Source organism: Gemmobacter megaterium, from assembly GCF_900156815.1.
GTDB classification, from domain to species: domain Bacteria; phylum Pseudomonadota; class Alphaproteobacteria; order Rhodobacterales; family Rhodobacteraceae; genus Wagnerdoeblera; species Wagnerdoeblera megaterium.
Genome location: NZ_FTOT01000001.1, coordinates 112,756 through 137,890 on the forward strand (window position 1 = coordinate 112,756; position 25,135 = coordinate 137,890).

A 25,135-nucleotide genomic window follows, 5' to 3' on the forward strand; every position below is an offset into this window, starting at 1 on the left:
ATGCTGCTGCGCTGTCCAAGTGACGCGCCGGCGCGACATTCTGCCGAACGACACCGCTTGACAACCCCCGCGTTCCATCGCCCCCTAGACTGATCCGAACGCCCCGCTCTGACGGGGCGATGGAACCGAATGCAACGAAAAAACAACTAGGGAGCTTTTCATGACCTTCGAACCGACCTTCCGCACGGCGGGCCTGGCGCTGGCCGCTGCGCTGATGCTGGGCGCCTCGCCCACCGTTCTGGCCGCAGCCACGCCTGCCGACACGCTGGTGCTGGCCGACGGGATCGACGATATCGTTTCGCTGGATCCGGCCGAAGCCTTCGAGTTTTCGGGCATCGACCTGCTGAACAACACCTACGATTCGCTGATCGAGTTGGATCCGCTGAAGCCGGGCGAACTGATTCCCGGTCTGGCCGAAAGCTGGGACGTGTCGGAAGACGGCATGACCTTCACCTTCAAGATGAAGTCGGGCATCACCTTTGCGTCGGGCAACCCGGTCCGGGCCGAAGATGCCGCCTGGTCGTTGCAGCGCGTGGTCAAGCTGGACAAGACCCCGGCCTTCATCCTGACGCAGTTCGGCTTCACCCCCGACAACGTGGATGATCTGATCAAGGCCGATGGCGATATGCTGACCATCACCATCGACAAGAAATTCGCTCCGTCGATGTTCTACAACTGCATGACCGCAGTCGTTGCCTCGATCATCGACAAGGAAACCGCCATGGCCAACGAGGTCAACGGCGATTTCGGCTATGAATGGCTGAAGACGAACACGGCGGGGACCGGCGCCTATGTGCTGCGCAGCTACAAGCCGCAGGACAGCTATATCCTGGAGGCCCGTCCCGGCTATTGGCGCGGCGATGCCAAGCTCAAGCGCGTCTTCATGCGACATGTGCCCGAAGGGTCGGCCCAGCGGCTGTTGCTGGAAAAGGGTGACATCGACGTGGCCCGCGGCCTGACGCCGACCGATGTGCAGGGCCTGGCCGGCAGCCCGGATGTGTCGGTGGATGCCGATATGGAAGGCTATATCTACTACCTCGCCGCCAACCAGAAGGTCGAGCCGCTGAACAACCCCAAGGTGCTGGAGGCGATCCGCTACCTGGTGGACTACGAAGGCATGGTAAACACCGTGCTCAAGGACAAGATGATCGTGCAGCAGGGCTTCCTGCCGCGGGGCTATCTGGGCGAAGTGACCGATACGCCTTATGCGCTGGACGTCGAAAAGGCCAAGGCCCTGTTGGCCGAAGCCGGGTTCCCCAACGGAATCGAAGTCACCATGTCGGTGCGCAACGACCCGCTGCGGATGGAAATGGCGCAGGCGATCCAGAATACGCTGGGGCAGGGCGGTATCAAGGTGACGCTGAAGCCCGGCGCAGGTGCCGAGGTTCTGGGCGACTATCGCGCGCGCAACCATGAACTGACGCTGCAAAGCTGGGGCCCGGACTATCCCGATCCGCATACCAATGCCTCGACCTTTGCCTGGAACCCGAACAACTCGGACGATGCCAAGCTGACCGGGGTTCTGGCCTGGCGCACGGCATGGGATGCGGGCGAGATGACGGCGATGGTGGATGCAGCCGTTGTCGAGCGCGATTCTGAAAAACGCCGCGTGATGTACGAGGATATTCAGAAACTGCACCGCGACACCTCGGCCTTTGTGACCATGTTCCAGGAAATCGGCCTGACGGCACGCCGCAACAATGTGGCGAACCTGCACACCGGCGGGACCACCGATCAGGTCACCTACTGGTATGTGACGAAGTAAGTTGGCTGGCGCCCCCCGAAGGTAGTCTTCGGGGGGCGCCCGCATGACGCGCATGACCGCACCCGACATCTCCTCCCCCCGCCCGCCGTCCCAGATCGCCCGTCGTTTCAAAAGGGTAGCCAGTGTTGTTCTGGCGCTTTTTGCAACGTTTCTCGGGCTGTTGCTGGTTACTTTCATCATCGGGCGTGTGGTGCCCATCGACCCCGTGCTTGCGGTGATCGGCGAACGCGCCAGCCAGGCGCAATACGAGGCCGCGCGCGAGGCGCTGGGTCTCGACAAGCCGATGTGGCAGCAGTTCGGGATCTATGTCTGGAACGCGCTTCAGGGCGATCTGGGCCAGTCGCTGCTGACGCGGCGCCCGGTGGCCGAAGATATCGCCCGCGTCTTTCCCGCCACGCTCGAACTTGCGACCATCGCAACCATCTTTGGTATCCTGGCGGGCATTCCGGCCGGGGTGCTGGCTGCGACACGCCCTGGCAGCTGGATTGATCAGCTTGTGCGGTTGATCGGGCTGATGGGCTATTCCATGCCGGTGTTCTGGCTGGGCCTGATGGGGCTGCTGCTGTTCTATGGCATGTTGGGCTGGGTCGGCGGGCCGGGCCGGCTGGATGCCGTGCACGAAATGATGTTCGAACTCGAGGTGCGGCGGGTCACAGGCATGATCCTGATCGACACCGCGCTGGCCGGACAGTGGGAGATGTTCCGCAACGCGGTCAGCCATATCATCCTGCCGGCCGGTGTGCTGGGCTATTACTCCATGGCCTATATCAGCCGCATGACGCGCAGCTTCATGATGAATGAACTCAGTCAGGAATACATCACCACGGCGCGCGTCAAGGGAATGCCCGAATGGCGCGTGGTCTGGGTCCATGCGTTGAAGAACGTGATGGTCCCGCTGATCACGGTGATCGCCCTGTCCTATGCCAACCTGCTGGAAGGGTCGGTCCTGACCGAGACGGTCTTTGCCTGGCCCGGTCTTGGCCTTTACATCACCAATGCCCTGTTCTCTGCCGACATGCCTGCGGTGCTGGGTGGCACGGTCGTGGTCGGGCTGGTGTTTGTCGGGCTCAACATGTTCTCCGATGTGCTGTACCGGCTCGTCGATCCGCGTGCGAAGTAAGAGGGCGCCATGACCACATTGACCGAATGGCTGCGCGACCCGTCGCCGTCTTCGCGTGCCCAGGCGCGGCTGGGGCAGCTCTGGCTGGGCTGGCTGCGGTTCCGCCGCAACCCGATGGCCATGCTGGGCGCAACGATCGTCGTGCTGCTGCTGCTGATGGCGGCATTCGCGCCCTGGGTGGCGCCCTATGATCCGATCACCCAGAATCTGGCCGAACGGCTGAAGCCGCCGATGACGGGCGGCCATCTGATGGGCACTGACGAATTCGGGCGCGACATCTTTTCGCGCATCGTCTGGGGTTCGCGCGTCACGCTCTATATTGTCGTGCTGGTGGCGGTGACCGCGCCAGTCTTTGGCATGTTGATTGGCACCGTCGCCGGATATGCCGGCGGCTGGGTCGATCAGGTGCTGATGCGGATCACCGATATTTTCCTGGCCTTTCCCAAGCTGATCCTGGCCCTGGCGCTGGTTGCCGTGCTGGGACCGGGGATCGAGAATGCGGTCCTGGCCATCGCGCTTACGTCCTGGCCGCCCTATGCGCGGGTGGCGCGGGCGGAAACGCTGACCGTGCGCAACTCGGACTATATCGCTGCGGTGCAGTTGCAAGGCGCGGGGCCGGTGCGGATCATCCTGGGCCATGTGATGCCGATGTGCCTGTCGTCGGTGATCATCCGGGTGACGCTGGACATGGCGGGGGTCATCCTGACCGCTGCGGGCCTGGGCTTTCTGGGCCTTGGGGCGCAACCGCCGATGGCCGAATGGGGCATGATGATTTCCTCGGGCCGCAAGTTCCTGTTCGAACAATGGTGGGTCGCCACCATGCCGGGTCTTGCGATCTTTATCGTCTCGCTCGGCTTCAACCTGCTGGGCGATGGCCTGCGCGACGTGCTGGACCCAAGGAGTGCCGGGAAATGAGCCTGCTGTCCGTCAAGAACCTGCGCGTCACCTTCGATACCGAATCCGGCCGGGTCGAGGCGGTGCGCGGGGTCAGCTTCGATCTGGGCCGCGAGCGGCTGGGCATCGTGGGCGAATCCGGCTCGGGCAAGACCATGACGGGGCGGTCCGTCCTGCGCCTGATCCGCCCGCCGGGGCGGATCGAGGCCGACGAGATGACCTTTGACGGCATCGACCTGATCCGGGCATCAGAGCGCAAGATGCGGTCCTTGCGCGGGCCCCGCATTGCCATGGTGATGCAGGATCCGAAATATTCGCTGAACCCCGTGATGAAGATCGGCCGCCAACTGACCGAGGGTTTGCGCCTGCGCGACCGGATCGGGGCCGCCGAGGCGCGCAAGAAGGCCATCGAGGCGCTGGAGGCCGTCCAGATCCGCGACCCGGAGCGCGTCATGGAGGCCTGGCCGCACGAGCTTTCGGGCGGCATGGGCCAGCGCGTGATGATTGCCATGATGCTGATCCCGAACCCCGATCTGCTGATCGCGGATGAACCCACATCGGCGTTGGATGTGACCGTTCAGGCCGAGGTGCTGAAGATCCTCGACGACCTGGTGAAAACCCGTGGCATGGGGCTGATCTTCATTTCCCACGATCTGCGGCTGGTGGCGCGGTTCTGCGACCGGGTTCTGGTGATGTACAAGGGCCGCGTGGTCGAGGAAATCGAGGCGGGCAATCTGATGGCGGCGAAACATCCCTATACCCAGGGCCTGCTGAACTGCCTGCCACGTATCGGGGGTGCGCGCGAACCGCTGCCCTCGCTTGATCGTAGCGGTGCATGGGCGGAGATGTAGAATGGCATTGATCGAAATCGACAATCTCTCCGTGCACTTCGACGCAGGGGACCGCATCGTCAAGGCGGTGCAAGAGGTCTCGCTCAAGGTCGATGCCAGGGAAAGCTATGGGTTGGTGGGCGAATCCGGCTCTGGCAAATCCACCATCCTGCGGGCGATTTGCGGCCTTGCGCCCATTTCGGGCGGTTCGATCCGCATCGGCGGCGAGCCGTTGAAAACCCCGCGTGGCAAGGGGTTTTCCGCCCGTGTCCAGATGGTGTTCCAGGATCCCTATTCCAGCCTGCATCCGCGCCATACCATCGACAGCACTCTTGCAGAGCCTTTGGCAATTCATGGTGTTGGCGATACCGACCGCCGGGTGGTGCAGGCACTGAAGGACGTGGCGCTGGACCCGAAGTTCCGCTTCCGCTACCCGCATCAGCTCTCGGGTGGCCAGCGGCAACGGGTGGCGATTGCGCGGGCGCTGATGCTGCAACCGGAAATCCTGCTGCTGGACGAACCGACCTCGGCGCTCGATGCCTCTGTTCAGGCGGAAACGCTGAATCTGCTCAATCGGTTGCGGGCCGAACGCGGGCTGACCTTCCTGATGGTCAGCCATGATCTGGCGGTGATCGACCACATGTGCGACCGGGTTCTGGTCATGCAGCATGGCCGCGCGGTCGAGGAACTGGCCCGCGCAGATCTGGCAGCGGCGCGGATGCAGACCGACTATGCCCGCACCCTGTTCGAGGCCAGCGCCGACCGTTTGCTCGACACGGCCTGATCTTCGCCCTGATCCCGATATCTTGCGGGGCGCCGACCGGCAATGCCGGTTGGCGGCGGGGGGCAACGCCCGCCCCTGACTGCATCCGGGGCAGGTGCAAGCGGTCAGAACAATCCGGTCTCACGGGCGACCATGGCCGCCTGCGTGCGATTGGCCGCGCCAAGCTTGCGGCACAGGGTGCGGGCGTGAAGTTTGACCGTAGGTTCGCTGATGTCGAGCTTTGCCGCGATCTCCCGGTTGGACAGCCCATGGCAGAACCCTTCGAGCACCTGCAATTCGCGCCGCGTCAGCGGGCGTTCGCCAGTGGCTGGCCGGGACTGTTCCGACCGTTCCTGCGGGCAGGCGGCGCCGCTTGCCATGGCGCGGATTGCGGCGGTGAAATCCTCTGGCGACAGGGTTTTTTCCAGAAATCCCGCGGCGCCAAGGGCTTTGGCCTGGTCAACGGTTTCGCGGCGCACGCTGCCCGAGATCAAGGCGACCGGGCGGCCGCCATTGGCCTCCAGCATATGGCGCAGGCCAGCCAGCCCGTTCATGCCCGGCATGGCCAGATCCAGCAGCACAAGATCGAAAGGCCCTGCCGCGTCGATCCGGGCCATCGCGCCGTCCAGATCGGCCGCCGTGTCGGTGCGTATGCCTGCGGAGTGCAGGAAAAGCGCGAGCGTATCGCGCAGCAATTCGTGATCGTCGGCAAACAGTACCCGCATCGCGGTCACTCCGGGGACAGGGCGATGCGGGCAGAAAGTCCGATCAGCGGCGACGGTCGCGCCGTGCACTCATGGGTTGGAACGCGACGCCGACATGCGCCTCGCAATAGGGTTTTCCCGGTTGCGACGGCAGGCCGCAGAACCAGAAATCATCCGTCGCCGGATCGCCGATGGGCCATTTGCAGGTCCGCTCGGTCAATTCCATCAGGGTGATCTTGCGCGCACGCTTTTCAACCTCGCGCACCGAGGCCAGCGCCTCGGGGCTGATCTCGTTCAGCGCGGGTTGGGGCGGCAAGGGCTGGCCTGCCGGAATGATCGCCTTGCGCGTGATCGGCACAACGGGCGCCGGGGCTGCCGCGGCTGCCCGCACGGGTTCGGGCTCGTGCGGCGGTGCTGCCGCATGCACAGGCTCGGGCGGCTCGCGCCGGGGTTCGGGGTCGGGCGGGGCCACCACTTCGGGCTCTGCCTCGGTTTCGGCACTGGTGCCGGCCACACGATTGGACAGACCCAGGCGGTGGACCTTGCCGATCACCGCGTTGCGCGTCACACCGCCCAGTTCCTTGGCGATCTGGCTGGCCGACTGGCCCTCGCTCCACATGCGTTTGAGCGTCTCGACCCGCTCGTCGGTCCAGGTCATCGGCAACCCTCTCAAATCCGGCTGATGGTGCCGCATTCTAGCGGCAAAGGCACGGGATACAAGGTCGCGCGGGCAAGTTCAAGCACCAGCTGCCTTGCCCAGGGCGCAAGGCGGTGCCACAACACCCTCATGTCACGTTCGTCGCCCCGATTTTCCCTGTCCCGCGGCCTGCACCGCCTGATCCAGGCGTTTCGCCCGCCGCCAGGGCAACTGGATCGCGTGGCGCTGATGCGTGTCTCGGCAGGTACGGCGCTGGCGGTCTTGCTCGCGGGGGCGTTTGTGGCGGCGGTGCAGATGCCTGTGATGAGCGGACTCGCGCTGATCGCGCCGTTCGGGGCCTCGGCGCTGCTGGTCGTCGGCGTGCCCAACAGTCCGATGGCGCAGCCCTGGCCCTTGCTGGTCGGGAATGGCGGGGCGGCGGTTCTTGGTGTGCTGGCGGCGCATTGGGTGCCATGGCCACTGCTTGCGGCGGCATTGGCGCTGGGGGGGGCGGTGGCCTTCATGTATCTGGCGCGGGCGCTGCATCCGCCTGCCGGGGCGATTTCGCTGTTGCCGGTGCTGGAGCCGGAGATCGCCACCGACCTGGGCCTGCGCTTTGCGCTGATGCCGGTGATCAGCGAAGGGATCTTGCTTCTGGCATTCGGCATGGTCTGGCACCGGGCCACCGGGCGGGTCTACCCCTATCGCCAGATGAACGAGACGCCGCGCGCCGCGCAACGCTTCAGCGCGTCGGATCTGGCGATGATTCTGGCGCGGTTGCGGCTGTCTGCCAACATCGGGGTGGCCGATTTTGCCCGGCTTCTGGCCGCGACGGATGAAATGCGGTTTGCCGACCAATGCACCGAAGGGTTGGTCTGTTCGGATGTTGCCGGACCGCCACCTGCACCGCTGGCGCCGGACACGCCCCTGGCCGAGGCGCGCACGCGGATGCTGGCACAGCGCGCCTATGCCTTGCCGGTGACAGATGCGGCCGGGCAGCTTGTCGGCATCGTGTCGCAAAGCGACCTGCTGCGTGCCGATCCGGCCCGGACAGAGGCCGTGGTGGCCGACAGCATGACCGCCCACCCGGTCAGCCTGAGTGCCGATGCGCCATTGCGCAAGGCGTTGTCGGTCCTGGCCGAGGGGGGCTGGCGCTCGGTTCCGCTGACGGATGGCGACGGGCGGTTCGTGGCGATGCTGAGCCGCGCCGATCTGATCGACATCCTGGCCCATCGTCCTGGCGCGACTTCGCCCTTGCAGCCGCGGTCGCCATCGGGTATCGCCGAACCATGACCAACGCGGCTTTCCAGTTCCAACTGCCCCGACGCCGACGCTGATGCGTTCCGGCGCCTTGGTCGCGCCTGCCCGGACATCGGGCCTGTTCCCCGCCTTTGCAACGTTGACAGCCCGCAGTGCCCTTGGCACGACTTGGGCCTGACTTCAGGGATATCCACATGATCGCTTCTGTCCTGCCGACCTATTCCCGCGCCCCCATGGCCTTTGATCATGGCATCGGCGCATGGCTTGTCACCACGGGGGGCGAGCGTTTCCTTGACCTTGGTGCCGGTATCGCGGTGAACGCGCTTGGCCATGCCAACCCCGAACTGGTCAAGGCGCTGACCGATCAGGCGGGCAAGCTGTGGCACACCTCGAACCTGTACGAAATTCCGAACCAGCAGCGCCTGGCGGATCTGCTGGTCGAGCACACGTTCGCCGATACGGTCTTTTTCACCAACTCGGGGACCGAGGCGGCGGAGCTGGCGATCAAGATGGCGCGCAAGTTCCATTCGGCGGCGGGTCATCCCGAACGGCAGAAGATCATCGCCTTTGAAGGGGCATTCCATGGCCGGTCCACCGGCGCCATTGCGATGGCGGGCGGCGACAAGATGACCAAGGGCTTTGGCGATCTGATGCCTGGTTTCGTCCATCTGCCGTTTGGCGACATGGCGGCCCTGCGCGGCGCGATGGGCCCCGATGTGGCCGCTGTCATCGTGGAACCGCTGCAAGGCGAAGGCGGCATCCGGCAGGTGCCGGACCAGATGCTGCGCGACATGCGGGCGGTCTGCGATGCCCATGGCGCGCTGCTGATCTTTGACGAGGTGCAATGCGGCATGGGGCGCACCGGCAAGCTGTTCGCCCATGAATGGGCCGGTGTCACCCCTGACATCATGATGGTGGCCAAGGGCATTGGCGGCGGCTTCCCGCTGGGCGCCCTGCTGGCCACGGAAACGGCGGCGGCGGGCATGGTCGCGGGCAGCCATGGGTCCACCTATGGGGGCAACCCGCTGGCCTGTGCCGTGGGCTGCAAGGTGATGGAGATCGTGGCAGAGCCGGCATTCCTCGCCGAGGTGAACCGCAAGGCATCGCTGTTCCGGCAGGGGTTGGAGGGGCTGGTCGCCAGCCATCCCGACGTGTTCGAAGAGGTCCGGGGCCAGGGGCTGATGCTGGGCCTGAAATGCAAGGTTCCCAATGTGGATGTGGTCAAGGCCGGCTATGCCGCCCAGGTGCTGACCGTCCCCGGCGCGGACAATGTCATCCGCCTGTTGCCGCCCCTGAATATCGAAGATGCCGATATTGCCGAGGCGGTTGCCCGGCTGGATGTGGCCGCGCAGTCTGCCCGCCCGGCAGGCTGAGCCCGGAACCCCCGCGGGTGCCCGCTCCCCTCCCCGGTTCGAGGGGGAGAGCCGCGCCCGCTGTGCGTGATAGCTTGGCGCGGATTTGTATCAAGGGGAGGTTGGAATGCCTGTCACGATGAACATGGTCCGCTTCGAGGCAAGCGGGCCCAGAGAATTGAACACCCTCGTCGGCTCGGGGCTGATTTTCCCGCAAGGCACGTTCAGCCTTGTTGGTGGCGTCGCTCCGGCGGTTGTCGGCGGCCCGGTCGAAGACGGGATGCCCGTCCTGATCGGGGTGAATGCGTCCAATGGCGTGCGCGTCTCGATGGTCGGGGCATTTCCGGCGCCGTTGCGCGTGACCGACATGTTCGATCTGCCGAAGGTCGATGCCTGGCTGGCGCAGGCGGCAAATGTCCGGCTGACGGCCGTGCGGGTCGAGATCCCGAACGAGACCGGCTCTGGTCATGCGCTGATCGCCAATATCTGGTTCAACGATGTCCAGGGGCCAACGGCCAAGACCCTGTTCGAAAGCTGGACGCTGGCCACGCTGTCGGCATTGAACCCGGTCTTTGGCGAGGCGCCGGTCGACCCTGACGGGGTGATCCGCGGCACCGATGGCGCGGACCGGCTGGAGGGGACCGGCGGTGACGATACCATCCGTGCCCGTGACGGCGACGACACCGTGTCGGGCGAGGCTGGCAATGACGAGATCTATGGCGGCAAGGGCAAGGATTCGATCCTTGGCGGCGCCGGGACCGACCGGATCTGGGGCGATGGCGGCAATGACACGCTTGTCGGCGACAGTGGCAACGACACCCTGAACGGTGGCAAGGGCAACGATCGGCTGTTCGGCGGCACGGGCAACGACTCGCTGTCCGGGGATGCGGGCGATGACCGGCTGTATGGCGGCGATGGCAATGACAACCTGATCGGCGGCGACGGCAATGACAAGCTGTTCGGCGGCCTGGGCAATGACCTGCTGCAAAGCGGGCAGGGCACCGATACGCTGAACGGCCAGGCAGGCGATGACCGGCTGTACCTGACCGCCAGCGGCGTGGCCAGGGGGGGCGACGGCAACGATTCGATCTACGGCGGTTCCGCCGGAAGCCGCAGCGAGATCTTTGGTGGCAAGGGCGACGACCTGGTCATCCTGTTCAACGGCACCAATGTGATCCGGGGCGACGGCGGCAACGACGACCTGCGCGCCAGCAACGGCGATGACCGGCTGTTCGGTGGCAAGGGCAGCGATACCTTGTCGGGCAGCGGGGGCAACGACCTGCTGGATGGCGGCGATGGCGCCGACATTCTGTATGGGGGCACCGGCAACGACACGCTGCGCGGAAGCAAGGGCAAGGACGTGCTGGGCGGCGGCAGCGGCGATGATGTCCTCTATGGCGGCGATCATGGCGATGCGCTGAATGGCGAGGCTGGCAACGATATGCTGTACGGCGGCGCAGGCAATGACACGCTGCGCGGCGGAGGCGGAACGGATACGCTTTACGGTGGCAAGGGGGCCGATACCTTTGTCTTTGACATCCGCTCGGGCATCGTGAGTGTGATGGATTTCCGCAAGGGCCAGGATGACCGGCTGGAACTGACTCAAAGCTCTTTCCTGGGCAGTTGGGGCAATTCCACCGTCCAGCAGGTGCTGGACACCTATGGCAGCCTGAACCTGAATGGCGATCTTATGCTGACATTCTCGGGTGGCAATTCCATCACCTTTGTCGGCATCGATTCTGCAAATGCGATCCGGTCACAGATCGACCTGATCGACCTCTGATCCGGTCCGATAGTGGCGACCGCAGCCCGGTGTTGTGGTCGCTCTGCGGATCGGTGAGACTATCGGCCGTCAGACGCGGGCGGCCGGTCCGATACGATCCCTGGTTCCGGGCATACGAGGTGCCCGGCTCCCTTCTTGTGAAAGTCCAATGATGAACCACTTTCTCGATCTGCACACCACCGACCCTGCGGCCCTGCGGCACATGATGGATACGGCCCACGCCATGAAGACCGCGCGCGCCGGTCTGCCGCGCGGCACCCGAGACGCCGATCAGCCGCTGGCCGGGCGCATGGTGGCGCTGATCTTCGAGAAACCCTCGACGCGGACGCGGGTGTCGTTTGACGTGGGTGTGCGCCAGATGGGCGGCGAAACCATGGTGCTGTCGGGCAAGGAAATGCAACTGGGCCATGGCGAGACGATTGCCGATACCGCGCGGGTGCTGTCGCGGTATGTCGATCTGATCATGATCCGCACCTTCGAGGAAGCGACGCTTCAGGAAATGGCTGAGCACGCCACCGTGCCGGTGATCAACGGGCTGACCAACCGCACCCACCCCTGCCAGATCATGGCCGATGTGATGACCTACGAGGAACATCGCGGCCCCATCGCCGGGAAAAAGGTGGTCTGGTCCGGGGATGGCAACAATGTCTGTGCCAGTTTCCTTCATGCCGCGGGGCAGTTCGGCTTTGATTTCACCTTCACCGGGCCGCCCACGCTGGACCCCGAGGATGCGGCGGTCAGGTTTGCCCGCGAAAAAGGCGTGCGGGTGGCGATCGAGCGCGATCCGCACAAGGCGGTCGACGGCGCCGATCTGGTCGTGACCGATACCTGGGTGTCGATGCATGATCCTGAAAGCGCCAAGGAACGGCGGCACAACCAACTGCGGCCCTATCAGGTCAACGAGGCGCTGATGGCGCGGGCCAAGCCCGATGCGTTGTTCATGCATTGCCTGCCCGCGCATCGCAATGACGAAGCAACCAGCGCCGTGATGGATGGCCCGCATTCCGTGGTGTTTGACGAGGCCGAGAACCGCCTGCACGCGCAAAAGGCCGTGTTGCGGTGGTGCCTGGGCCTGTGATGCGCGGGCGGCAGGCGGCAGGCGCCAGCGACGACCTGCCACCTGCCGGCCCCTGCTTGCCCTGGCACTGACAGACCGGAAAAGACGGGACAACATCAGATGACTTCGGTGCCAGAGGCGCATGTGACCGTGGATGCCCGTGGCCTGCTGTGCCCGCTGCCGGTGCTGCGGGCACGCAAGGTGCTGCTTGGCATGTTGCCCGGCCAGATCCTGTGCCTGCGCGCCACGGATCCGGCTGCTGTGGTTGATGTGCCGCATTTCGCGCGAGAGAATGGGCATGAGATCCTGACCTCGGACGACAGCGGGGGGGAAAGCCGTTGGTGGGTGCGGCGGGGCGAATATTCCCCATTTGTTCCGTAAAGTTCTTAAAAAGTTCTTGACGTAAGGCGGTGTGAATGAGAACAATGAGGCAACATCAGCAAGGAGGCCCCGATGATTTCCGATTTCTTCGCCATCGCCGCCAGATCGCGCCGCCATCTGGCGCAGGATGCAATCGGGGTGTGCGGGTTGTTTGTCCTGCTGATCGGTTCCTTGCATTTCGCTGCTGTCTGACCTGCCTGTTCTCTGTTCAGCAAGGGCCTTGTCCCGGTCCGAGCCTGTCCCCGACAGAGACGACTGCCGCCGCCGCGTACCCCCGCGGCGGCGGTTTTTTCTTGGGCAAAGCGGTCGTCGGGCAGGGGGTGCCTCTGTGGCAGCCGCTGTGGCGCGACAGATCCGCCACCGGCATCGCGGCAGGCTATGGCTGCTGGTCTTCGGCGGCGGCGATGGCCTCTGCGGCGGCCTGAAGGGCCAACTGGATCGAGGCGTGGCGGTTCTTGTAGTCGCGTGCGGGCATCAGCACCTCGAACCCGTCGAAAGGCGCATCAGGGACCGGCCCGCCTTGCAGCATGGTGGCAAGCTGGTCGCGGGCCTGTTCGACCTCGGCCCGTGTGCGGCCGGGTAGCACGGCGCCCATGACCGACGCGGCGGCCTGACCCAGGGCGCAGGCCTTGACGTCTTGGGCGAATTGCGCGACGCGGCCGTCCTGCATCGTCACATCCACCGTCACCGTCGAGCCGCACAGGGGCGAGCGCCGCCGCGCGCTGCCTTGCGGCGCGGGCAGGCGGCCCAGATGCGGAATGGATGCCGTCAGCGCCAGGATGCGCGCGGAATAGAGCTTCATCAGGTCGCTGTCGCTCATGGTCGGGGTGCTTTCGTTCGGGACCTTGCAGGTATAGATAGGCGCCTGGACCACGCGAGGAAAGACGCCATGACCTTTGATCCTGCCAGCCTGACCTACGATGTGAACGGATTGATCCCCGCCATTGCACAGGACCATGCGACGGGCGAGGTGCTGATGATGGCCTGGATGAATGCCCGATCGCTGGCGCTTACGCTGGAGACCGGGCAAGTCACCTATTGGTCGCGGTCGCGCCAGGCGTTCTGGGCCAAGGGCGAAACCTCGGGCCATGTGCAACGGCTGATCGAGCTGCGAGTGGATTGCGACCGCGATTGCCTGTTGTTGCGTGTCGATCAGGCCGGGCCTGCCTGCCACACCAACCGCCGCTCGTGCTTTTATACCGCTGTACGGGGCGGAGACGAGGTGGAAATCATGGCGCCCATGGTCTGAGCGCCCGCCTGATACCGGGGGCGAATGCCTTTGGCGGGGATACCCGGATCAGGCCGACGGGGGCACCGGATCGAGACCCACCATACGGCGGATTGTCTGCGGGGTGGCGCCTTCGGCCCGGAATTTCGCAAGGGCGCGGGCATCGTCGCGTTTGGCCAGGCGCTTGCCCTGACTGTCCCGGATCAGTCGGTGATGGTGATAGACCGGATGGGGCAGGCCAAGCAGGCGTTGCAGCAGGACGTGGATGGCCGTCGCCTCGAACAGATCGGCGCCGCGGGTGACATGGGTGATGCTCTGGGCGGCATCATCCACCACGACCGACAGGTGATACGAGGTGCCGAAATCGCGCCGGGCGAGCACGATGTCGCCAATGCGGGCGGCGTAGTCCTGCGCGGTGCGCGTGATGGTGCCTGCGTGGTCCGGGCCGGTTTCGAGGAAGGTGGTGGAGCTGATCCCCGACAGCGCGGCTGCCATGTCCAGCCGCAGGTGCTGGTCGGTCGGGCGCGGGCCGCTGCGCGGTCGGGTGCGGCAGATGCCGGGATAGACCGGGCCATCGGGGCCATGATGGGGCGCGCCTTCCTGCGGGGCGCCAAGCGCAAGGTCGATGTCGCGCCGGGTGCAGGTGCAGGGATACAGCAGGCCCAGCGCCCAAAGCTGGTCGAGCGCGGCGCGGTAGGCGGGCATCCGGTCCGACTGCCGCATCGGTGCGGCGTCCCAGCGGATGCCCAGCCAGGCAAGATCGTCGATCAGTTGGGCGTGCCATTGCGGCTTGCTGCGCTGGGGGTCGATATCTTCGATCCGCAGCAGGAAGGTGCCGTGGTTGGCCCGCGCCATGTCATGGGCCAGAAGGGCGGAATAGGCGTGGCCCAGATGCAGCGGCCCGGTGGGCGAAGGGGCAAACCGGGTGGTGAAGCTCACGTCAGCTTTGCCCTGCAAGCCATTGGTTGAACGCCTCTTTCGCGCGGTCGGTATAGGCTTTGTAGCGATCCTTGCGCCCGCGGCGCCCGCCCTTGGCCTCGATCGGGGGGAACAGGCCGAAGTTGACGTTCATCGGCTGGAACGTCTTGGCATCGGCATCGCCCGTGATATGCGCGACCAGCGCACCCAGAGCGGTTTCGCGCGGCGGCGGCGCAAGGTCGCGGCCCAGGATCTCTGCTGCTGCCATCCGGCCTGCCAGAAGGCCCATCGAGGCGCTTTCGACATAGCCTTCGACGCCGGTGATCTGTCCGGCAAAGCGGATGTTGGGCCGCGATTTCAGGCGCATCCGGCCATCCAGCAGCGTTGGCGAATTGATGAACGTGTTGCGGTGGATGCCGCCAAGCCGGGCAAAGGACGCCTGTGTCAAGCCGGGAATCATCTTGAAAACAGTGGTTTGCGCGCCATACTTCATCTTGGTCTGAAAGCCCACGATATTGTAGAGCGTTCCCAGCGCGTTGTCCCGACGCAATTGAACCACGGCATAGGGTTTGACATCGGGCCGGTGCGGGTTGGTCAGGCCCACCGGCTTCATCGGGCCAAAGCGCAGCGTTTCGCGCCCGCGTTCGGCCATCACCTCGACCGGCAGGCAGCCATCGAAATAGCCCGCCGTCTCGCCTTCGTGGAACTCGGCCTTCTCGGCGGCCAGCATGGCGTCGATGAAAGCTTCGTACTGGTCGCGGTCCATCGGGCAGTTGATATAGGCGGTGCGCTCTTCCTCGGTCTCGCCCTTGTCATAGCGCGACTGGCGCCAGGCGACCGACATGTCGATGCTGTCGGCATAAACGATGGGGGCGATGGCATCGAAAAAGGCGAGCGACTCGGCCCCGGTCACGGCCCGGATACTGTCGGCCAGCGCGCCCGATGTCAGCGGGCCGGTGGCGACGATCCAGTGGCCGTCGGCCGGTAGCTCTGTCACTTCGGTTTCAGAGACCGTGACCAGCGGATGGGCGCGCAACTGTGCGGTGATCCATTCGGAAAACGGGTCGCGGTCCACCGCCAGCGCGCCGCCCGCTGGCAGGCGGTGGCGTTCGGCCGATTGCAGCACGATGCCGCCGGCCGCGCGCATTTCCCAATGCAGCAGGCCCACGGCATTGCGTTCGTCATCGTCCGACCGGAACGAATTGGAGCAGACCATCTCGGCAAAGTTGCCGGTGCGGTGGGCAAAGGTGCCGACATGGGGCCGCATCTCGTGCAGCACAACGGGCACGCCCATGGAGACGGCCTGCCAGGCGGCCTCGGATCCGGCCATGCCGGCGCCGATGATATGAAGGGGTTCTGTCATGGCGACGATGTAATCCCCCGCCACGCCAAAGGGAAGTCAGCGCGCGCAGAACGCCTCGGCCATTTCGCCGAAAGCGCGGTAGCGGGCCCAGAATTCGTTGTCGCTGTCGGATTTCGACATGCGGATCTGCTGTGCCTGATCGGGATCCTTGAAGAACCGGGCGGCGCGGCGCTGTTCGCTGCGTTGCAAGGTGCGGTCGGCGGCCTGCTGGATGCAGGTGCACAGCGCCCGGTCGCCTTTGGCGCGGGGGCTGGACATGCAGGCGTTTTCAATGGGTCCGGCAAGGGTGGCGGTGCCGCTGGCCAGAAGGATGCCTGCGGAGAGAAGGAATTTGCGCATGGTCTGCCTCATATCTTTGGTCGCGGCGCTCGTCCGGCCCGCTTGAGCCCCTTGCCATCCTGCCCGAAGGCGCGCCGAGTTTCAATCGCGGTGCCGCCGGGCGGCGGCGCCCAAGGGGCAGGGGCGCCCGAACCGGCGAGCGCAAGATGCAGTGGGCGGGGCCTGCCTGGCATGGATGTTTGCGCGAATCTGCCGGGGCCCTGTGTCATCGCGCCGCAAGTGGATCACAGAATCGTTGACCGACTCTGCATCGGATGGTAGGAAATGAACATTCGTTCAATAAACGGGAGGGGAGCCCATGTTCACCGCATCCATGCGCTTTGATCTGGGTGAGGATGTCGACGCACTGCGCGAGACCGTGCATCGCTGGGCGCAGGAGCGGGTAAAGCCCCTCGCCGCACAGGTGGACCGCGACAACACCTTTCCACATGATCTGTGGCGCGAGATGGGCGATCTGGGCCTGCTGGGCATCACCGTGTCCGAGGAGTACGGCGGGGCGGGAATGGGCTATCTGGCCCACGCCATCGCCACAGAGGAAATCGCGCGGGCATCCGCCAGCATCAGCCTGTCCTATGGCGCGCATTCCAACCTGTGCGTGAACCAGATCAAGCTGAACGGAACCGACGAGCAAAAGCGCAAATATCTGCCCGGCCTGATTTCGGGCGAACATGTCGGCGCGCTGGCCATGTCCGAGCCTTCGGCAGGGTCGGATGTGGTGTCGATGAAGCTCAAGGCCGACAAGCGCAACGGGTATTACGTGCTCAACGGCACGAAATACTGGATCACCAATGGCCCCGATGCCGATACGCTGGTGGTCTATGCCAAGACCGACCCAGAGGCCGGATCCAAGGGCATGACCGCCTTTATCGTCGAAAAGTCGATGAAGGGATTCTCGACCTCGCAGCATTTCGACAAGCTGGGAATGCGCGGGTCGAACACGGCGCAGTTGTTCTTTGACAACTGCGAAGTGCCGTTCGAGAATGTTCTGGGCACCGAAGGCAAGGGCGTGCGCGTCCTGATGTCGGGGCTGGATTATGAACGGGTCGTGCTGTCAGGCATCGGCACGGGCATCATGGCGGCCTGTCTGGACGAGGTGATGCCCTATGTGAAGGAGCGCCAGCAGTTCGGCCAGCCGATCGGGAATTTCCAGCTGATGCAGGGCAAGATCGCCGATATGTATGTCGGGCTGAACACGGCCCGCGCCTATCTTTACGAGGTCGCCAAGGCCTGCGACCGGGGCCAGGTCACGCGGCAGGATGCGGCGGGCTGTGTGCTGTATTGCTCTGAACAGGCGATGGTGCAGGCGCATCAGGCGGTTCAGGCGCTTGGCGGCGCGGGCTTTTTGAATGACAGCGTGGTCAGCCGCCTGTTCCGCGATGCCAAGTTGATGGAAATCGGCGCCGGCACCTCCGAGATCCGCCGGATGCTGATCGGGCGCGAATTGATGGGCGCCCAATAGCGGAGGGCGCGATGCGCAGTGTTCTGGTTCTTGCTGCCCTGTGTCCCGCCCCGGCGCTGGCGCAGGACATGACCTTTGCCCCGGATGCGACGGCGGCCTGTCTGGTCGCAGGTGGCACCGATTGCGCAGGCAAGGCGGCGGATGCCTGCATGGCGGGCAATCCGGGCGGCGACTCCACCTATGGCATGGGGTTCTGCCTGGAGAACGAGCGCGTGTGGTGGGATGACCGGCTGAACGCGGCCTACAAGGCGCTGACCTCGATCCATGCGCGGCAGGACCGGGCGGCAACGGTGGCAGGCGAACCTGTTGCCAACCGCCAGTCGGCCTTGCGCGACATGCAGCGCGCCTGGATCGGCTGGCGCGATGCGGCCTGCGCCTATGAGGCGGCGCAATGGGGCAATGGCACCGGGGCGGGGCCCGCCACGCTGGCCTGCCTGATGCAGATCACCGCGGATCAGGCCCTTGCGCTTGAGGCGCGGGTGGCCGAGGCAGACCGCTGATGCGCCGCCCCGGCCGATCCCCCTGCGCGGCGCGCACTCCCGCGCGCGCCACGGCAGCGGGGCGATCAGAACTTCATCACATAGGCAAGGCCAAAGACCAGCGGGTCCACCTGGGCCTTGCCGATCTTGGCGCCGTTCAGCGACACATCGGCATTGATGTCGATCCAGCGCAGGTTCATCCGCAGCGCCGATTTTTCGCTGACCGCATAATCCAGCCCGACCTGCGCCGCGAGGCCCCAGCTATCGCCGATCTTCACGCTGCCCAGCGGGGATTTCTCTTCGAAGAATTTGGTATAGTTCACCCCAAGGCCGACAAAGGGTTTGACCGCGCTACCCGTCGGGAAATGCCAGTTCAGCGACAGCGTGGGCGGCAGGTGCTGGGTCGATCCGATCTTGGCCCCGCCCACCTTCAGATCGTGCTTGAAGGGCGTGGCGGCCAGAACCTCGATGCCCAGATTGTCGCGGATGAAATATTCGAAGGTGATTGTCGGGCGCGCACTGTTGCCAATGCTCAGCGGCCCGGCGGTCAGCGTGCCATTGTTCGATTTGGGCGCGACGACACCCAAGCCAAAGCCCAGCGTCATGTCACCCCTGGACTGCGCAAGCGCCGGGGCGGCCGTGCCCATGACAGCGATCATGGCAAGGGACATCAAGGAACGTTTCATCGGTTTTCTCGCAGGTTGGTTGCGGGCCGACCCTGCGCCTGCGTGCCCGCGCAACACGTTGATCTGGATCAAGCGCACCGCGAAACCGCCTGCGGCATTTCGGCCCGGATGCGCAAGCAAGCCCATGATGCGCATGTGAAAAACATGACTATGACATATTGCATCAGACCGGCCGCCTTTGGCCGCGCCCTGACATCCCCAGAAGGGAACCGCCCATGAAGCTGACGACCAAGGCCCTTCCGACTTCGGAGACCTTCAAGGCGAACCGCGCCGCGCATCTGGCATTGCTGGACACCGTTGCCCAGGCCGCAGCGGCGGCAGCGGCAGGGGGCGGCGAAAAGGCCCGCGCCCGCCACATCGCCCGTGGCAAGATGGCCCCGCGCGACCGGGTGGCCAACCTGCTGGATCCCGGCTCGCCGTTTCTGGAAATCGGCGCCACGGCGGCGCATGGCCTGTACAACGGCGATGCCCCCTGCGCAGGCGTTATCACCGGCATCGGTCGCGTGATGGGGCAAGAGGTGATGGTCGTGTGCAACGATGCCACGGTCAAGGGTGGCACCTACTACCCGATGACCGTGAAAAAGCACCTGCGCGCGCAAGAGATTGCCGAGGAATGCCAGTTGCCCTGCGTCTATCTGGTGGATTCGGGCGGTGCCAACCTGCCCAACCAGGATGAGGTTTTCCCCGACCGCGACCATTTCGGGCGCATTTTCTACAATCAGGCGCGGATGTCCGCCAAGGGCATTCCGCAGATTGCCGTGGTCATGGGCAGTTGCACCGCAGGCGGCGCCTATGTGCCTGCGATGTCGGATGTGACGATCATCGTCAAGGATCAGGGCACCATCTTTCTGGCCGGTCCTCCGCTGGTCAAGGCGGCCACCGGCGAGGTGGTCAGCGCCGAGGATCTGGGCGGCGGCGATGTGCATACCCGCCTGTCCGGCGTGGCCGATTATCTGGCCGAAGACGATGCCCATGCGCTGGCGCTGGCCCGTCGTGCCGTGGGCAACCTCAACCGCGCCAAACCCGCCACCGTGCAATGGCAGTCGCCCGAAGACCCGGCCCATGACCCCGAGGACATCCTGGGTGTCGTCCCCGCCGATCTGCGCACGCCCTATGACATCCGCGAGGTCATCGCCCGCGTTGTCGACGGCAGCCGCTTTGACGAATTCAAGGCACGTTTCGGCGAAACGCTGGTGACGGGCTTTGCCCATGTGATGGGCTGTCCCGTTGGCATCATCGCCAACAACGGCGTGCTGTTCTCGGAGGCGGCGGTCAAGGGCGCGCATTTCGTCGAGCTTTGCTCGCAGCGCAATATCCCGTTGGTCTTCTTGCAAAACATCACCGGCTTCATGGTCGGTCGCAAATATGAGAACGAGGGCATCGCCCGCCATGGTGCCAAGCTTGTCACGGCGGTGGCCACCACCAATGTGCCCAAGATCACCATGCTGGTGGGTGGCTCGTTCGGGGCAGGCAATTATGGCATGGCGGGCCGCGCCTACCAGCCGCGCTTCTTGTGGACCTGGCCCAACAGCCGCATTTCGGTGATGGGCGGCGAACAGGCCGCCGGTGTGCTGGCCACCGTCAAGCGCGACGGGATCGAACGGGCAGGCGGCCAGTGGTCGGCTGAGGACGAGGCCGAATTCAAACGCCCGACCATCGAGATGTTCGAGCGCCAGTCCCACCCGCTTTATGCCTCGGCCCGGCTGTGGGATGATGGCATCATCGACCCGCGCAAGACGCGGCAGGCGCTGTTCCTGTCGCTGTCGGCGGCACTGTGCGCACCCATCGAGCCGACACGCTTCGGCGTGTTCCGGATGTAGCGCGATGAGCCGCGCGAAGCCTTGTGATCTGTCCGGCGGCCCGTGGCGGTTTCGCGCCATGTGCCTGCGGCGGGATGCGATGCCCGCCCCTGCGGTCCGGCGTGGCCTCCACGCGGCGCCCCATATGCAGCCTTGCAACGGATGGTCCCCATGCCTGTGACGACACGCTTCACGACGGCCTTCGATCTGACCCATCCCGTGGCCCTTGCCCCCATGGCCGGGGCCGCTGGCGGCGCGCTGGCGGCGGCTGTGGCCAGGGCTGGCGGGCTTGGCCTGCTGGGCGGTGGCTACGGCGATCCCGACTGGATCGCGGCGGAATGGGATCGGGCGGGCGATGCGCCGATTGGCGTTGGCTTCATCACCTGGCGCCTGACCCCGGCGGTGCTTGCCGCGGCGCTGGCGCGGGCGCCAAAGGCGGTGATGCTGTCCTTCGGCGATCCGGCGCCCTTTGCCGCCGCCATCCATGACGCAGGCGTTCCGCTGATCTGCCAGTGCCAGACGCTGGACCACGCCCATGCCGCATTGGACGCCGGGGCCCGCGTGATCGTCGCCCAGGGGGCAGAGGCCGGGGGGCATGGCGCCACCCGTGGCACCATGTCGCTGGTGCCGGAACTTGCCGATCTGCTGGCTGCGCGTGCGCCCCGGACGCTGCTGCTTGCGGCGGGCGGTATCGCCGATGGCCGGGGGGTTGCGGCGGCGCTCATGCTGGGGGCCGATGGCGCCATGATCGGCTCGCGCTTCTGGGCGGCGGCCGAGGCGCTGGCGCCTGCCGGGTTCCACCAGGCCGCCGTGGCGGCCAACGGCGATGCCACCTTGCGCAGCCGGGCGCCCGATGCGGCCCGCCTGCTGGATTGGCCCGCGCCGTTCACCATCCGCACCCTACGCAGCGCCTTTACCGACCGCTGGGCCACCGATACGGCGACCGAGGCGCTGCGTGCCGATGCCCCGGCGCGGGACCGCTGGGCCCAGGCGCAGGCCACGGGCGATGCCAAAGCGGGAAGCCCGGTCGTCGGAGAGGCCGTGGGCCTGATCCATGACATTCGCCCTGCGGCCGATATCCTTGCCAGAATTTCGTCCGAGGCAGACCAGCGCCTGCTGTCTTTGCCGTGATCCAGATATTCCGGGGGTGCGGGGGCAGCCCCCCGCGCCGACGCCCGCCCATCCCGAACCGAGGTCCGACATGTTCCAGAAAATCCTGATCGCCAACCGCGGCGAGATCGCCTGCCGGGTGATCGAGACCGCGCGCAAACTGGGCGTGGCAACCGTGGCCGTCTATTCCGATGCCGACCGGGGGGGCAAGCATGTCGCCATGGCGGACGAGGCGGTCCATATCGGCGGCCCGGCCCCGGCCGACAGCTACCTCCAGGGTGCTCGGATCATCGCGGCGGCGCAGGCCACCGGGGCACAGGGCATTCATCCCGGCTATGGCTTCCTGTCCGAGAACCCCGATTTCGTCGATGCGGTCGAGGCGGCGGGCCTTACCTTCATCGGGCCCTCGGCCAGCGCGATCCGGGCCATGGGGCTCAAGGATGCCGCCAAGCGCCTGATGCAAGAGGCGGGCGTGCCCGTCGTGCCGGGCTATCATGGCGAAAACCAGGACCCCGAGCATCTGGCGGGGGCGGCCGAGTCCATCGGGTATCCGGTCTTGATCAAGGCGGTGGCTGGCGGTGGTGGCAAGGGGATGCGCAAGGTCACACGTCCGCAGGATTTCGCCGATGCGCTGGCCAGCGCCCAGGGCGAGGCGCGGACGGCCTTTGGCAATCCTGCGGTGCTGATCGAGAAATATGTCGAGAAACCCCGCCATATCGAGGTGCAGGTCTTTGGCGATGGCACCCGCGCGGTGCATCTGTTCGAGCGCGACTGCTCGTTGCAGCGCCGCCATCAGAAGGTGATCGAGGAAGCCCCCGCCCCCGGCATGACGGCCGAGATGCGCGCGGCCATGGGGGCCGCCGCCGTGCGCGCGGCCGAGGCGATCGGCTACAAGGGCGCGGGCACCATTGAATTCATCGTCGACAGCAGCCGGGGCCTGCGGTCCGACGGGTTCTGGTTCATGGAGATGAACACGCGGCTTCAGGTCGAACATCCGGTGACCGAGGCGATCACCGGCGTCGATCTGGTGGAATGGCAGTTGCGTGTCGCCAGTGGCGAGTCCCTGCCTGTGCGGCAGGAGGATCTGACGATCACCGGCCATGCGTTCGAAGCGCGGCTGTATGCCGAAGACGTGCCCGCAGGGTTTCTGCCAGCGACCGGGCGGCTGGATCATCTGGCCTTTCCGCCGGGTGTGCGGGCCGACAGCGGGGTGCGCACGGGCGATGCGATCAGCCCGTGGTATGACCCGATGATCGCCAAGGTCATCGTCCATGGCCCGACCCGTGCGGCTGCCTTGCAGCAATTGGCCGATGGGTTGGCGCGGACCCAGGTGGCGGGGTCGGTCACGAATCTGGCGTTCCTGGGGGCGCTGGCGCGGCACAGCGGATTTGCGGCCGGGGATGTCGATACCGGCTTGATCGAACGCGACCTGTCTGCGCTGGTGGCAGACCCGCCAGTGGCCCCGGTGGTGCCGGTGGCGGCAGTGTTGGCCGCCGCAGGCCTGTGGGACGGCGCGTCTGTGCCGGGCGGCTTTGCCCTGTGGGCGCCGCTGAACCGGACCGTGCGGCTGGAGCGTGGCGACACGGTGCTGGAGGCGGTGGTCCGGCTTGCCGGTCCCGAGGCCATCGAGGTCGAGCTGGAGGGCCAGGCCCATGCCTGCCGCCGGATCGGCGGGCGCTGGTGGATCGGGGATGCGCCGTCGCAGGCGTCGGTCGTCGTGGCGGGTGGTTCAGTGCATGTCTTCGATGGCGGATGCGTCAGCTTTGCCCTGCATGACCCGCTGGCGCGGGGCCTCACGAGCGGGGCGGGTGGCAATATCACGCTTTCGCCAATGCCGGGGCTGGTCAAGGCGGTGTTCGTGGCGACGGGGCAGGCGGTGGCGGCGGGGGATCGTCTGGCGGTTCTGGAAGCGATGAAGATGGAGCATGTCCTGACAGCGGCGCGCGATGGTGTCGTCGCAGAGGTGCTGGTTGCCCCCGGTGCCCAGGTCGAGGCGGGCGCGGCGCTGATCGCCCTGGAACCAGAGGCATAGCACCCGCCGCAGCCCGGCAGGATGTGCGCGCGCGTTTGCGGCATCGGGCCGGGCGCCGGGGCCGTGGCGGCTTGCGGGCCAGGATGCGCCAATCTGGCGGCGGCATCGCTGTTCGCCCCTGACCACATCAGGCACTGCGCGCAAGGGGGGCCACCGCGCCGACGGGCGCAGAGGCCGGGGCGGCGAGTGCGGGGGGCGCCACCGATGTTTGGGCCGCAGCGGTCGCATGGGCGGGGTGCTGCCCGCCCGCGTCAGTCTCTGCCGCCTGGAACTTGAGGGCGCGCAATCCCCGGTTCTGCCCCAGCCGTGCCGTGCCCATCGGTTGCCCGGCAGGACCGATCAGGGCGATACAATCCAGCCGCGCCCCGGTCAGCGGCAGGATTGCCCCGGCCTCCAGTCCCATCGCCTGACCAAGCGGCAGCCGCAATCGACCGATTACCGCATCTATGGCCACGTCTGCCCCCAGGACCGCGCCATTCAGCGCGGCTTGCCAGGCCAGGGTCGTGGACGGCGTCTCGTCAGGGGTGTGCGGCGTGGGTTTGGGCCCCCGTCCTTCGGCCGGCAGGGCAAGCAGCACCCGCCCCCGCCGAAGGCCATCGGCGATATCAAGGTCGCAGATCAGCAAGCGGTAGGGAATATCTTCCAGCAGAAGGCCAAGCGGGCGCGGCTCGTCCAGAAACGAGGCATAGCGAAAGCCCGCGGTCCAGCGCAGATCAGGCGAATGCGCCAGCGCGGTTTCCAGTGCGGCCAGCGCACCGTCGATCAGCCGGGCCGCCATGGCGCCATCGGTGCGGGTGGGGCGGCGCGGCAGGGGGGGGCTGGCGGATATGCGGCCGATGGTCTGCGCCTCGATCACCGAGGCGGTCAGTTCCGGCGACATCGCCAAAAGGCCCAGCCCTTGCCCCGGCCCTTCCAGCACGGCCAGCAGCGCACGCTCGGGGACAAGTTCCAGCAGTTCCGTCAGCGAGCGGCGGTCATCGTGCAGCACCGGGACCGCCAGATCCAGCCCGACCATATCGCGGGCGACGCGGGCAAAGGCGGTGCGCCAGGCGCGCGCACCCGTTTCGACACCGCGATGATCGGCCCTGCGCACCGCGACCTTGCGTCTGAGAACCCCCTGTGCCGACATGCCGCCACCCTTCTTCTGCGTGGGGGCCACTGTGCCATGCCGGGGTT

At 66.0% G+C, this 25,135-nt stretch carries 24 protein-coding genes; 16 read left to right on the forward strand and 8 right to left on the reverse strand.

Going from position 1 to position 25,135, the window contains the following annotated elements:
* The first annotated feature begins 160 nt into the window (after positions 1-160).
* From BW970_RS00535 to BW970_RS00555, 5 genes are read left to right on the forward strand one after another with little or no spacing between them, the layout of a single operon-like run.
* Complete coding sequence (locus BW970_RS00535; protein ID WP_076527671.1) at positions 161-1,765, forward strand: ABC transporter substrate-binding protein; 1,605 nt, start codon at positions 161-163, stop codon at positions 1,763-1,765.
* Positions 1,766-1,817: 52 nt separating this feature from the next.
* Positions 1,818-2,885, forward strand: a complete 1,068-nt coding sequence (locus BW970_RS00540) for an ABC transporter permease (RefSeq protein ID WP_076527673.1) — start codon at positions 1,818-1,820, stop codon at positions 2,883-2,885.
* A 9-nt stretch (positions 2,886-2,894) separates the two neighbouring features.
* The gene (gene nikC / locus BW970_RS00545) at positions 2,895-3,800 is read left to right on the forward strand and encodes a nickel transporter permease (protein ID WP_076527675.1); all 906 of its coding nucleotides are present in this window, start codon (positions 2,895-2,897) and stop codon (positions 3,798-3,800) included.
* A complete protein-coding gene (locus tag BW970_RS00550; RefSeq protein WP_076527677.1) occupies positions 3,797-4,630 on the forward strand; it encodes an ABC transporter ATP-binding protein in 834 nt (277 codons plus the stop codon). The genes nikC and BW970_RS00550 overlap by 4 nt, the downstream gene beginning before the upstream one ends.
* A gap of 1 nt (position 4,631) precedes the next feature.
* Positions 4,632-5,393 (forward strand): ABC transporter ATP-binding protein, encoded by a 762-nt coding sequence (locus BW970_RS00555; RefSeq protein WP_076527679.1) that lies wholly within the window; start codon positions 4,632-4,634, stop codon positions 5,391-5,393.
* A 104-nt stretch (positions 5,394-5,497) separates the two neighbouring features.
* On the opposite strand, the gene BW970_RS00560 is transcribed toward BW970_RS00555, so the two are convergent.
* Positions 5,498-6,097 carry a response regulator transcription factor gene (locus tag BW970_RS00560; RefSeq protein WP_076527680.1) on the reverse strand — a complete coding sequence of 200 codons (600 nt, stop codon included), beginning with the start codon at positions 6,095-6,097 and terminating at the stop codon, positions 5,498-5,500.
* Positions 6,098-6,140: 43 nt separating this feature from the next.
* On the reverse strand, positions 6,141-6,734 hold the full coding sequence (locus tag BW970_RS00565; protein ID WP_076527682.1) for a GcrA family cell cycle regulator: 594 nt from the start codon (positions 6,732-6,734) through the stop codon (positions 6,141-6,143).
* 129 nt (positions 6,735-6,863) lie between these two features.
* On the opposite strand from BW970_RS00565, the gene BW970_RS00570 reads away from it, so the two are divergent.
* The 5 genes from BW970_RS00570 (at position 6,864) to BW970_RS00590 (ending at position 12,546) form a co-directional block, all read left to right on the forward strand.
* A complete protein-coding gene (locus BW970_RS00570) occupies positions 6,864-8,006 on the forward strand; it encodes an HPP family protein (RefSeq protein ID WP_076527684.1) in 1,143 nt (380 codons plus the stop codon).
* A gap of 161 nt (positions 8,007-8,167) precedes the next feature.
* Positions 8,168-9,346 (forward strand): aspartate aminotransferase family protein, encoded by a 1,179-nt coding sequence (locus BW970_RS00575; protein ID WP_076527686.1) that lies wholly within the window; start codon positions 8,168-8,170, stop codon positions 9,344-9,346.
* A 106-nt stretch (positions 9,347-9,452) separates the two neighbouring features.
* On the forward strand, positions 9,453-11,108 hold the full coding sequence (locus tag BW970_RS00580) for a calcium-binding protein (protein ID WP_076527688.1): 1,656 nt from the start codon (positions 9,453-9,455) through the stop codon (positions 11,106-11,108).
* A gap of 151 nt (positions 11,109-11,259) precedes the next feature.
* The gene (gene argF / locus BW970_RS00585; protein WP_076527690.1) at positions 11,260-12,186 is read left to right on the forward strand and encodes an ornithine carbamoyltransferase; all 927 of its coding nucleotides are present in this window, start codon (positions 11,260-11,262) and stop codon (positions 12,184-12,186) included.
* 99 nt (positions 12,187-12,285) lie between these two features.
* Complete coding sequence (locus BW970_RS00590) at positions 12,286-12,546, forward strand: sulfurtransferase TusA family protein (RefSeq protein WP_076527692.1); 261 nt, start codon at positions 12,286-12,288, stop codon at positions 12,544-12,546.
* 376 nt (positions 12,547-12,922) lie between these two features.
* On the opposite strand, the gene BW970_RS00595 is transcribed toward BW970_RS00590, so the two are convergent.
* Positions 12,923-13,366, reverse strand: a complete 444-nt coding sequence (locus tag BW970_RS00595) for an iron-sulfur cluster assembly scaffold protein (RefSeq protein ID WP_076529086.1) — start codon at positions 13,364-13,366, stop codon at positions 12,923-12,925.
* Between the two features lie 69 nt (positions 13,367-13,435).
* On the opposite strand from BW970_RS00595, the gene hisI reads away from it, so the two are divergent.
* Positions 13,436-13,795 carry a phosphoribosyl-AMP cyclohydrolase gene (hisI, locus tag BW970_RS00600; protein WP_076527693.1) on the forward strand — a complete coding sequence of 120 codons (360 nt, stop codon included), beginning with the start codon at positions 13,436-13,438 and terminating at the stop codon, positions 13,793-13,795.
* A 48-nt stretch (positions 13,796-13,843) separates the two neighbouring features.
* Here hisI and gluQRS read toward each other — a convergent pair whose 3' ends face one another.
* From gluQRS to BW970_RS00615, 3 genes are read right to left on the reverse strand one after another with little or no spacing between them, the layout of a single operon-like run.
* Complete coding sequence (gluQRS, locus tag BW970_RS00605; protein WP_076527695.1) at positions 13,844-14,713, reverse strand: tRNA glutamyl-Q(34) synthetase GluQRS; 870 nt, start codon at positions 14,711-14,713, stop codon at positions 13,844-13,846.
* 1 nt (position 14,714) lies between these two features.
* Complete coding sequence (trmFO, locus tag BW970_RS00610) at positions 14,715-16,055, reverse strand: methylenetetrahydrofolate--tRNA-(uracil(54)-C(5))-methyltransferase (FADH(2)-oxidizing) TrmFO (RefSeq protein WP_076529088.1); 1,341 nt, start codon at positions 16,053-16,055, stop codon at positions 14,715-14,717.
* Positions 16,056-16,091: 36 nt separating this feature from the next.
* Positions 16,092-16,394: a hypothetical protein gene (locus BW970_RS00615; protein ID WP_076527697.1), complete on the reverse strand. Its 303-nt coding sequence runs from the start codon at positions 16,392-16,394 to the stop codon at positions 16,092-16,094.
* Between the two features lie 298 nt (positions 16,395-16,692).
* On the opposite strand from BW970_RS00615, the gene BW970_RS00620 reads away from it, so the two are divergent.
* Both BW970_RS00620 and BW970_RS00625 read left to right on the forward strand, forming a co-directional pair.
* Entirely contained in the window at positions 16,693-17,853 is a 1,161-nt protein-coding gene (locus BW970_RS00620; RefSeq protein ID WP_076527698.1) for an isovaleryl-CoA dehydrogenase, read from the forward strand.
* Between the two features lie 11 nt (positions 17,854-17,864).
* Positions 17,865-18,353: a lysozyme inhibitor LprI family protein gene (locus BW970_RS00625; RefSeq protein WP_076527700.1), complete on the forward strand. Its 489-nt coding sequence runs from the start codon at positions 17,865-17,867 to the stop codon at positions 18,351-18,353.
* 65 nt (positions 18,354-18,418) lie between these two features.
* Here the strand turns inward: BW970_RS00625 and BW970_RS00630 are convergent, their stop codons facing one another.
* On the reverse strand, positions 18,419-19,018 hold the full coding sequence (locus BW970_RS00630; RefSeq protein WP_076529090.1) for an OmpW/AlkL family protein: 600 nt from the start codon (positions 19,016-19,018) through the stop codon (positions 18,419-18,421).
* A 215-nt stretch (positions 19,019-19,233) separates the two neighbouring features.
* Here BW970_RS00630 and BW970_RS00635 point away from each other — a divergent pair, with 215 nt between their 5' ends.
* From BW970_RS00635 to BW970_RS00645, 3 genes are all read left to right on the forward strand, one after another.
* The gene (locus BW970_RS00635; RefSeq protein WP_076527702.1) at positions 19,234-20,838 is read left to right on the forward strand and encodes a carboxyl transferase domain-containing protein; all 1,605 of its coding nucleotides are present in this window, start codon (positions 19,234-19,236) and stop codon (positions 20,836-20,838) included.
* Positions 20,839-20,988: 150 nt separating this feature from the next.
* On the forward strand, positions 20,989-21,948 hold the full coding sequence (locus BW970_RS00640) for an NAD(P)H-dependent flavin oxidoreductase (RefSeq protein ID WP_076527704.1): 960 nt from the start codon (positions 20,989-20,991) through the stop codon (positions 21,946-21,948).
* A gap of 70 nt (positions 21,949-22,018) precedes the next feature.
* On the forward strand, positions 22,019-23,959 hold the full coding sequence (locus BW970_RS00645; RefSeq protein ID WP_076527706.1) for an ATP-binding protein: 1,941 nt from the start codon (positions 22,019-22,021) through the stop codon (positions 23,957-23,959).
* Between the two features lie 127 nt (positions 23,960-24,086).
* On the opposite strand, the gene BW970_RS00650 is transcribed toward BW970_RS00645, so the two are convergent.
* Positions 24,087-25,088 carry a FliM/FliN family flagellar motor switch protein gene (locus BW970_RS00650; RefSeq protein ID WP_076527708.1) on the reverse strand — a complete coding sequence of 334 codons (1,002 nt, stop codon included), beginning with the start codon at positions 25,086-25,088 and terminating at the stop codon, positions 24,087-24,089.
* Positions 25,089-25,135 lie beyond the last annotated feature (47 nt).

Excerpts from the sequence above, each read along its gene's own strand:
- BW970_RS00535 (WP_076527671.1), top strand. The coding sequence starts at position 161 with ATGACCTTCGAACCGACCTTCCGCACGGCGGGCCTGGCGCTGGCCGCT.
- BW970_RS00540 (WP_076527673.1), top strand. The coding sequence starts at position 1,818 with ATGACCGCACCCGACATCTCCTCCCCCCGCCCGCCGTCCCAGATCGCC.
- nikC (WP_076527675.1), top strand. The coding sequence starts at position 2,895 with ATGACCACATTGACCGAATGGCTGCGCGACCCGTCGCCGTCTTCGCGT.
- BW970_RS00550 (WP_076527677.1), top strand. The coding sequence starts at position 3,797 with ATGAGCCTGCTGTCCGTCAAGAACCTGCGCGTCACCTTCGATACCGAA.
- BW970_RS00555 (WP_076527679.1), top strand. The coding sequence starts at position 4,632 with ATGGCATTGATCGAAATCGACAATCTCTCCGTGCACTTCGACGCAGGG.
- BW970_RS00560 (WP_076527680.1), bottom strand. The coding sequence starts at position 6,097 with ATGCGGGTACTGTTTGCCGACGATCACGAATTGCTGCGCGATACGCTC.
- BW970_RS00565 (WP_076527682.1), bottom strand. The coding sequence starts at position 6,734 with ATGACCTGGACCGACGAGCGGGTCGAGACGCTCAAACGCATGTGGAGC.
- BW970_RS00570 (WP_076527684.1), top strand. The coding sequence starts at position 6,864 with ATGTCACGTTCGTCGCCCCGATTTTCCCTGTCCCGCGGCCTGCACCGC.
- BW970_RS00575 (WP_076527686.1), top strand. The coding sequence starts at position 8,168 with ATGATCGCTTCTGTCCTGCCGACCTATTCCCGCGCCCCCATGGCCTTT.
- BW970_RS00580 (WP_076527688.1), top strand. The coding sequence starts at position 9,453 with ATGCCTGTCACGATGAACATGGTCCGCTTCGAGGCAAGCGGGCCCAGA.
- argF (WP_076527690.1), top strand. The coding sequence starts at position 11,260 with ATGAACCACTTTCTCGATCTGCACACCACCGACCCTGCGGCCCTGCGG.
- BW970_RS00590 (WP_076527692.1), top strand. The coding sequence starts at position 12,286 with ATGACTTCGGTGCCAGAGGCGCATGTGACCGTGGATGCCCGTGGCCTG.
- BW970_RS00595 (WP_076529086.1), bottom strand. The coding sequence starts at position 13,366 with ATGAGCGACAGCGACCTGATGAAGCTCTATTCCGCGCGCATCCTGGCG.
- hisI (WP_076527693.1), top strand. The coding sequence starts at position 13,436 with ATGACCTTTGATCCTGCCAGCCTGACCTACGATGTGAACGGATTGATC.
- trmFO (WP_076529088.1), bottom strand. The coding sequence starts at position 16,055 with ATGACAGAACCCCTTCATATCATCGGCGCCGGCATGGCCGGATCCGAG.
- BW970_RS00615 (WP_076527697.1), bottom strand. The coding sequence starts at position 16,394 with ATGCGCAAATTCCTTCTCTCCGCAGGCATCCTTCTGGCCAGCGGCACC.
- BW970_RS00620 (WP_076527698.1), top strand. The coding sequence starts at position 16,693 with ATGTTCACCGCATCCATGCGCTTTGATCTGGGTGAGGATGTCGACGCA.
- BW970_RS00625 (WP_076527700.1), top strand. The coding sequence starts at position 17,865 with ATGCGCAGTGTTCTGGTTCTTGCTGCCCTGTGTCCCGCCCCGGCGCTG.
- BW970_RS00630 (WP_076529090.1), bottom strand. The coding sequence starts at position 19,018 with ATGAAACGTTCCTTGATGTCCCTTGCCATGATCGCTGTCATGGGCACG.
- BW970_RS00635 (WP_076527702.1), top strand. The coding sequence starts at position 19,234 with ATGAAGCTGACGACCAAGGCCCTTCCGACTTCGGAGACCTTCAAGGCG.
- BW970_RS00640 (WP_076527704.1), top strand. The coding sequence starts at position 20,989 with ATGCCTGTGACGACACGCTTCACGACGGCCTTCGATCTGACCCATCCC.
- BW970_RS00645 (WP_076527706.1), top strand. The coding sequence starts at position 22,019 with ATGTTCCAGAAAATCCTGATCGCCAACCGCGGCGAGATCGCCTGCCGG.
- BW970_RS00650 (WP_076527708.1), bottom strand. The coding sequence starts at position 25,088 with ATGTCGGCACAGGGGGTTCTCAGACGCAAGGTCGCGGTGCGCAGGGCC.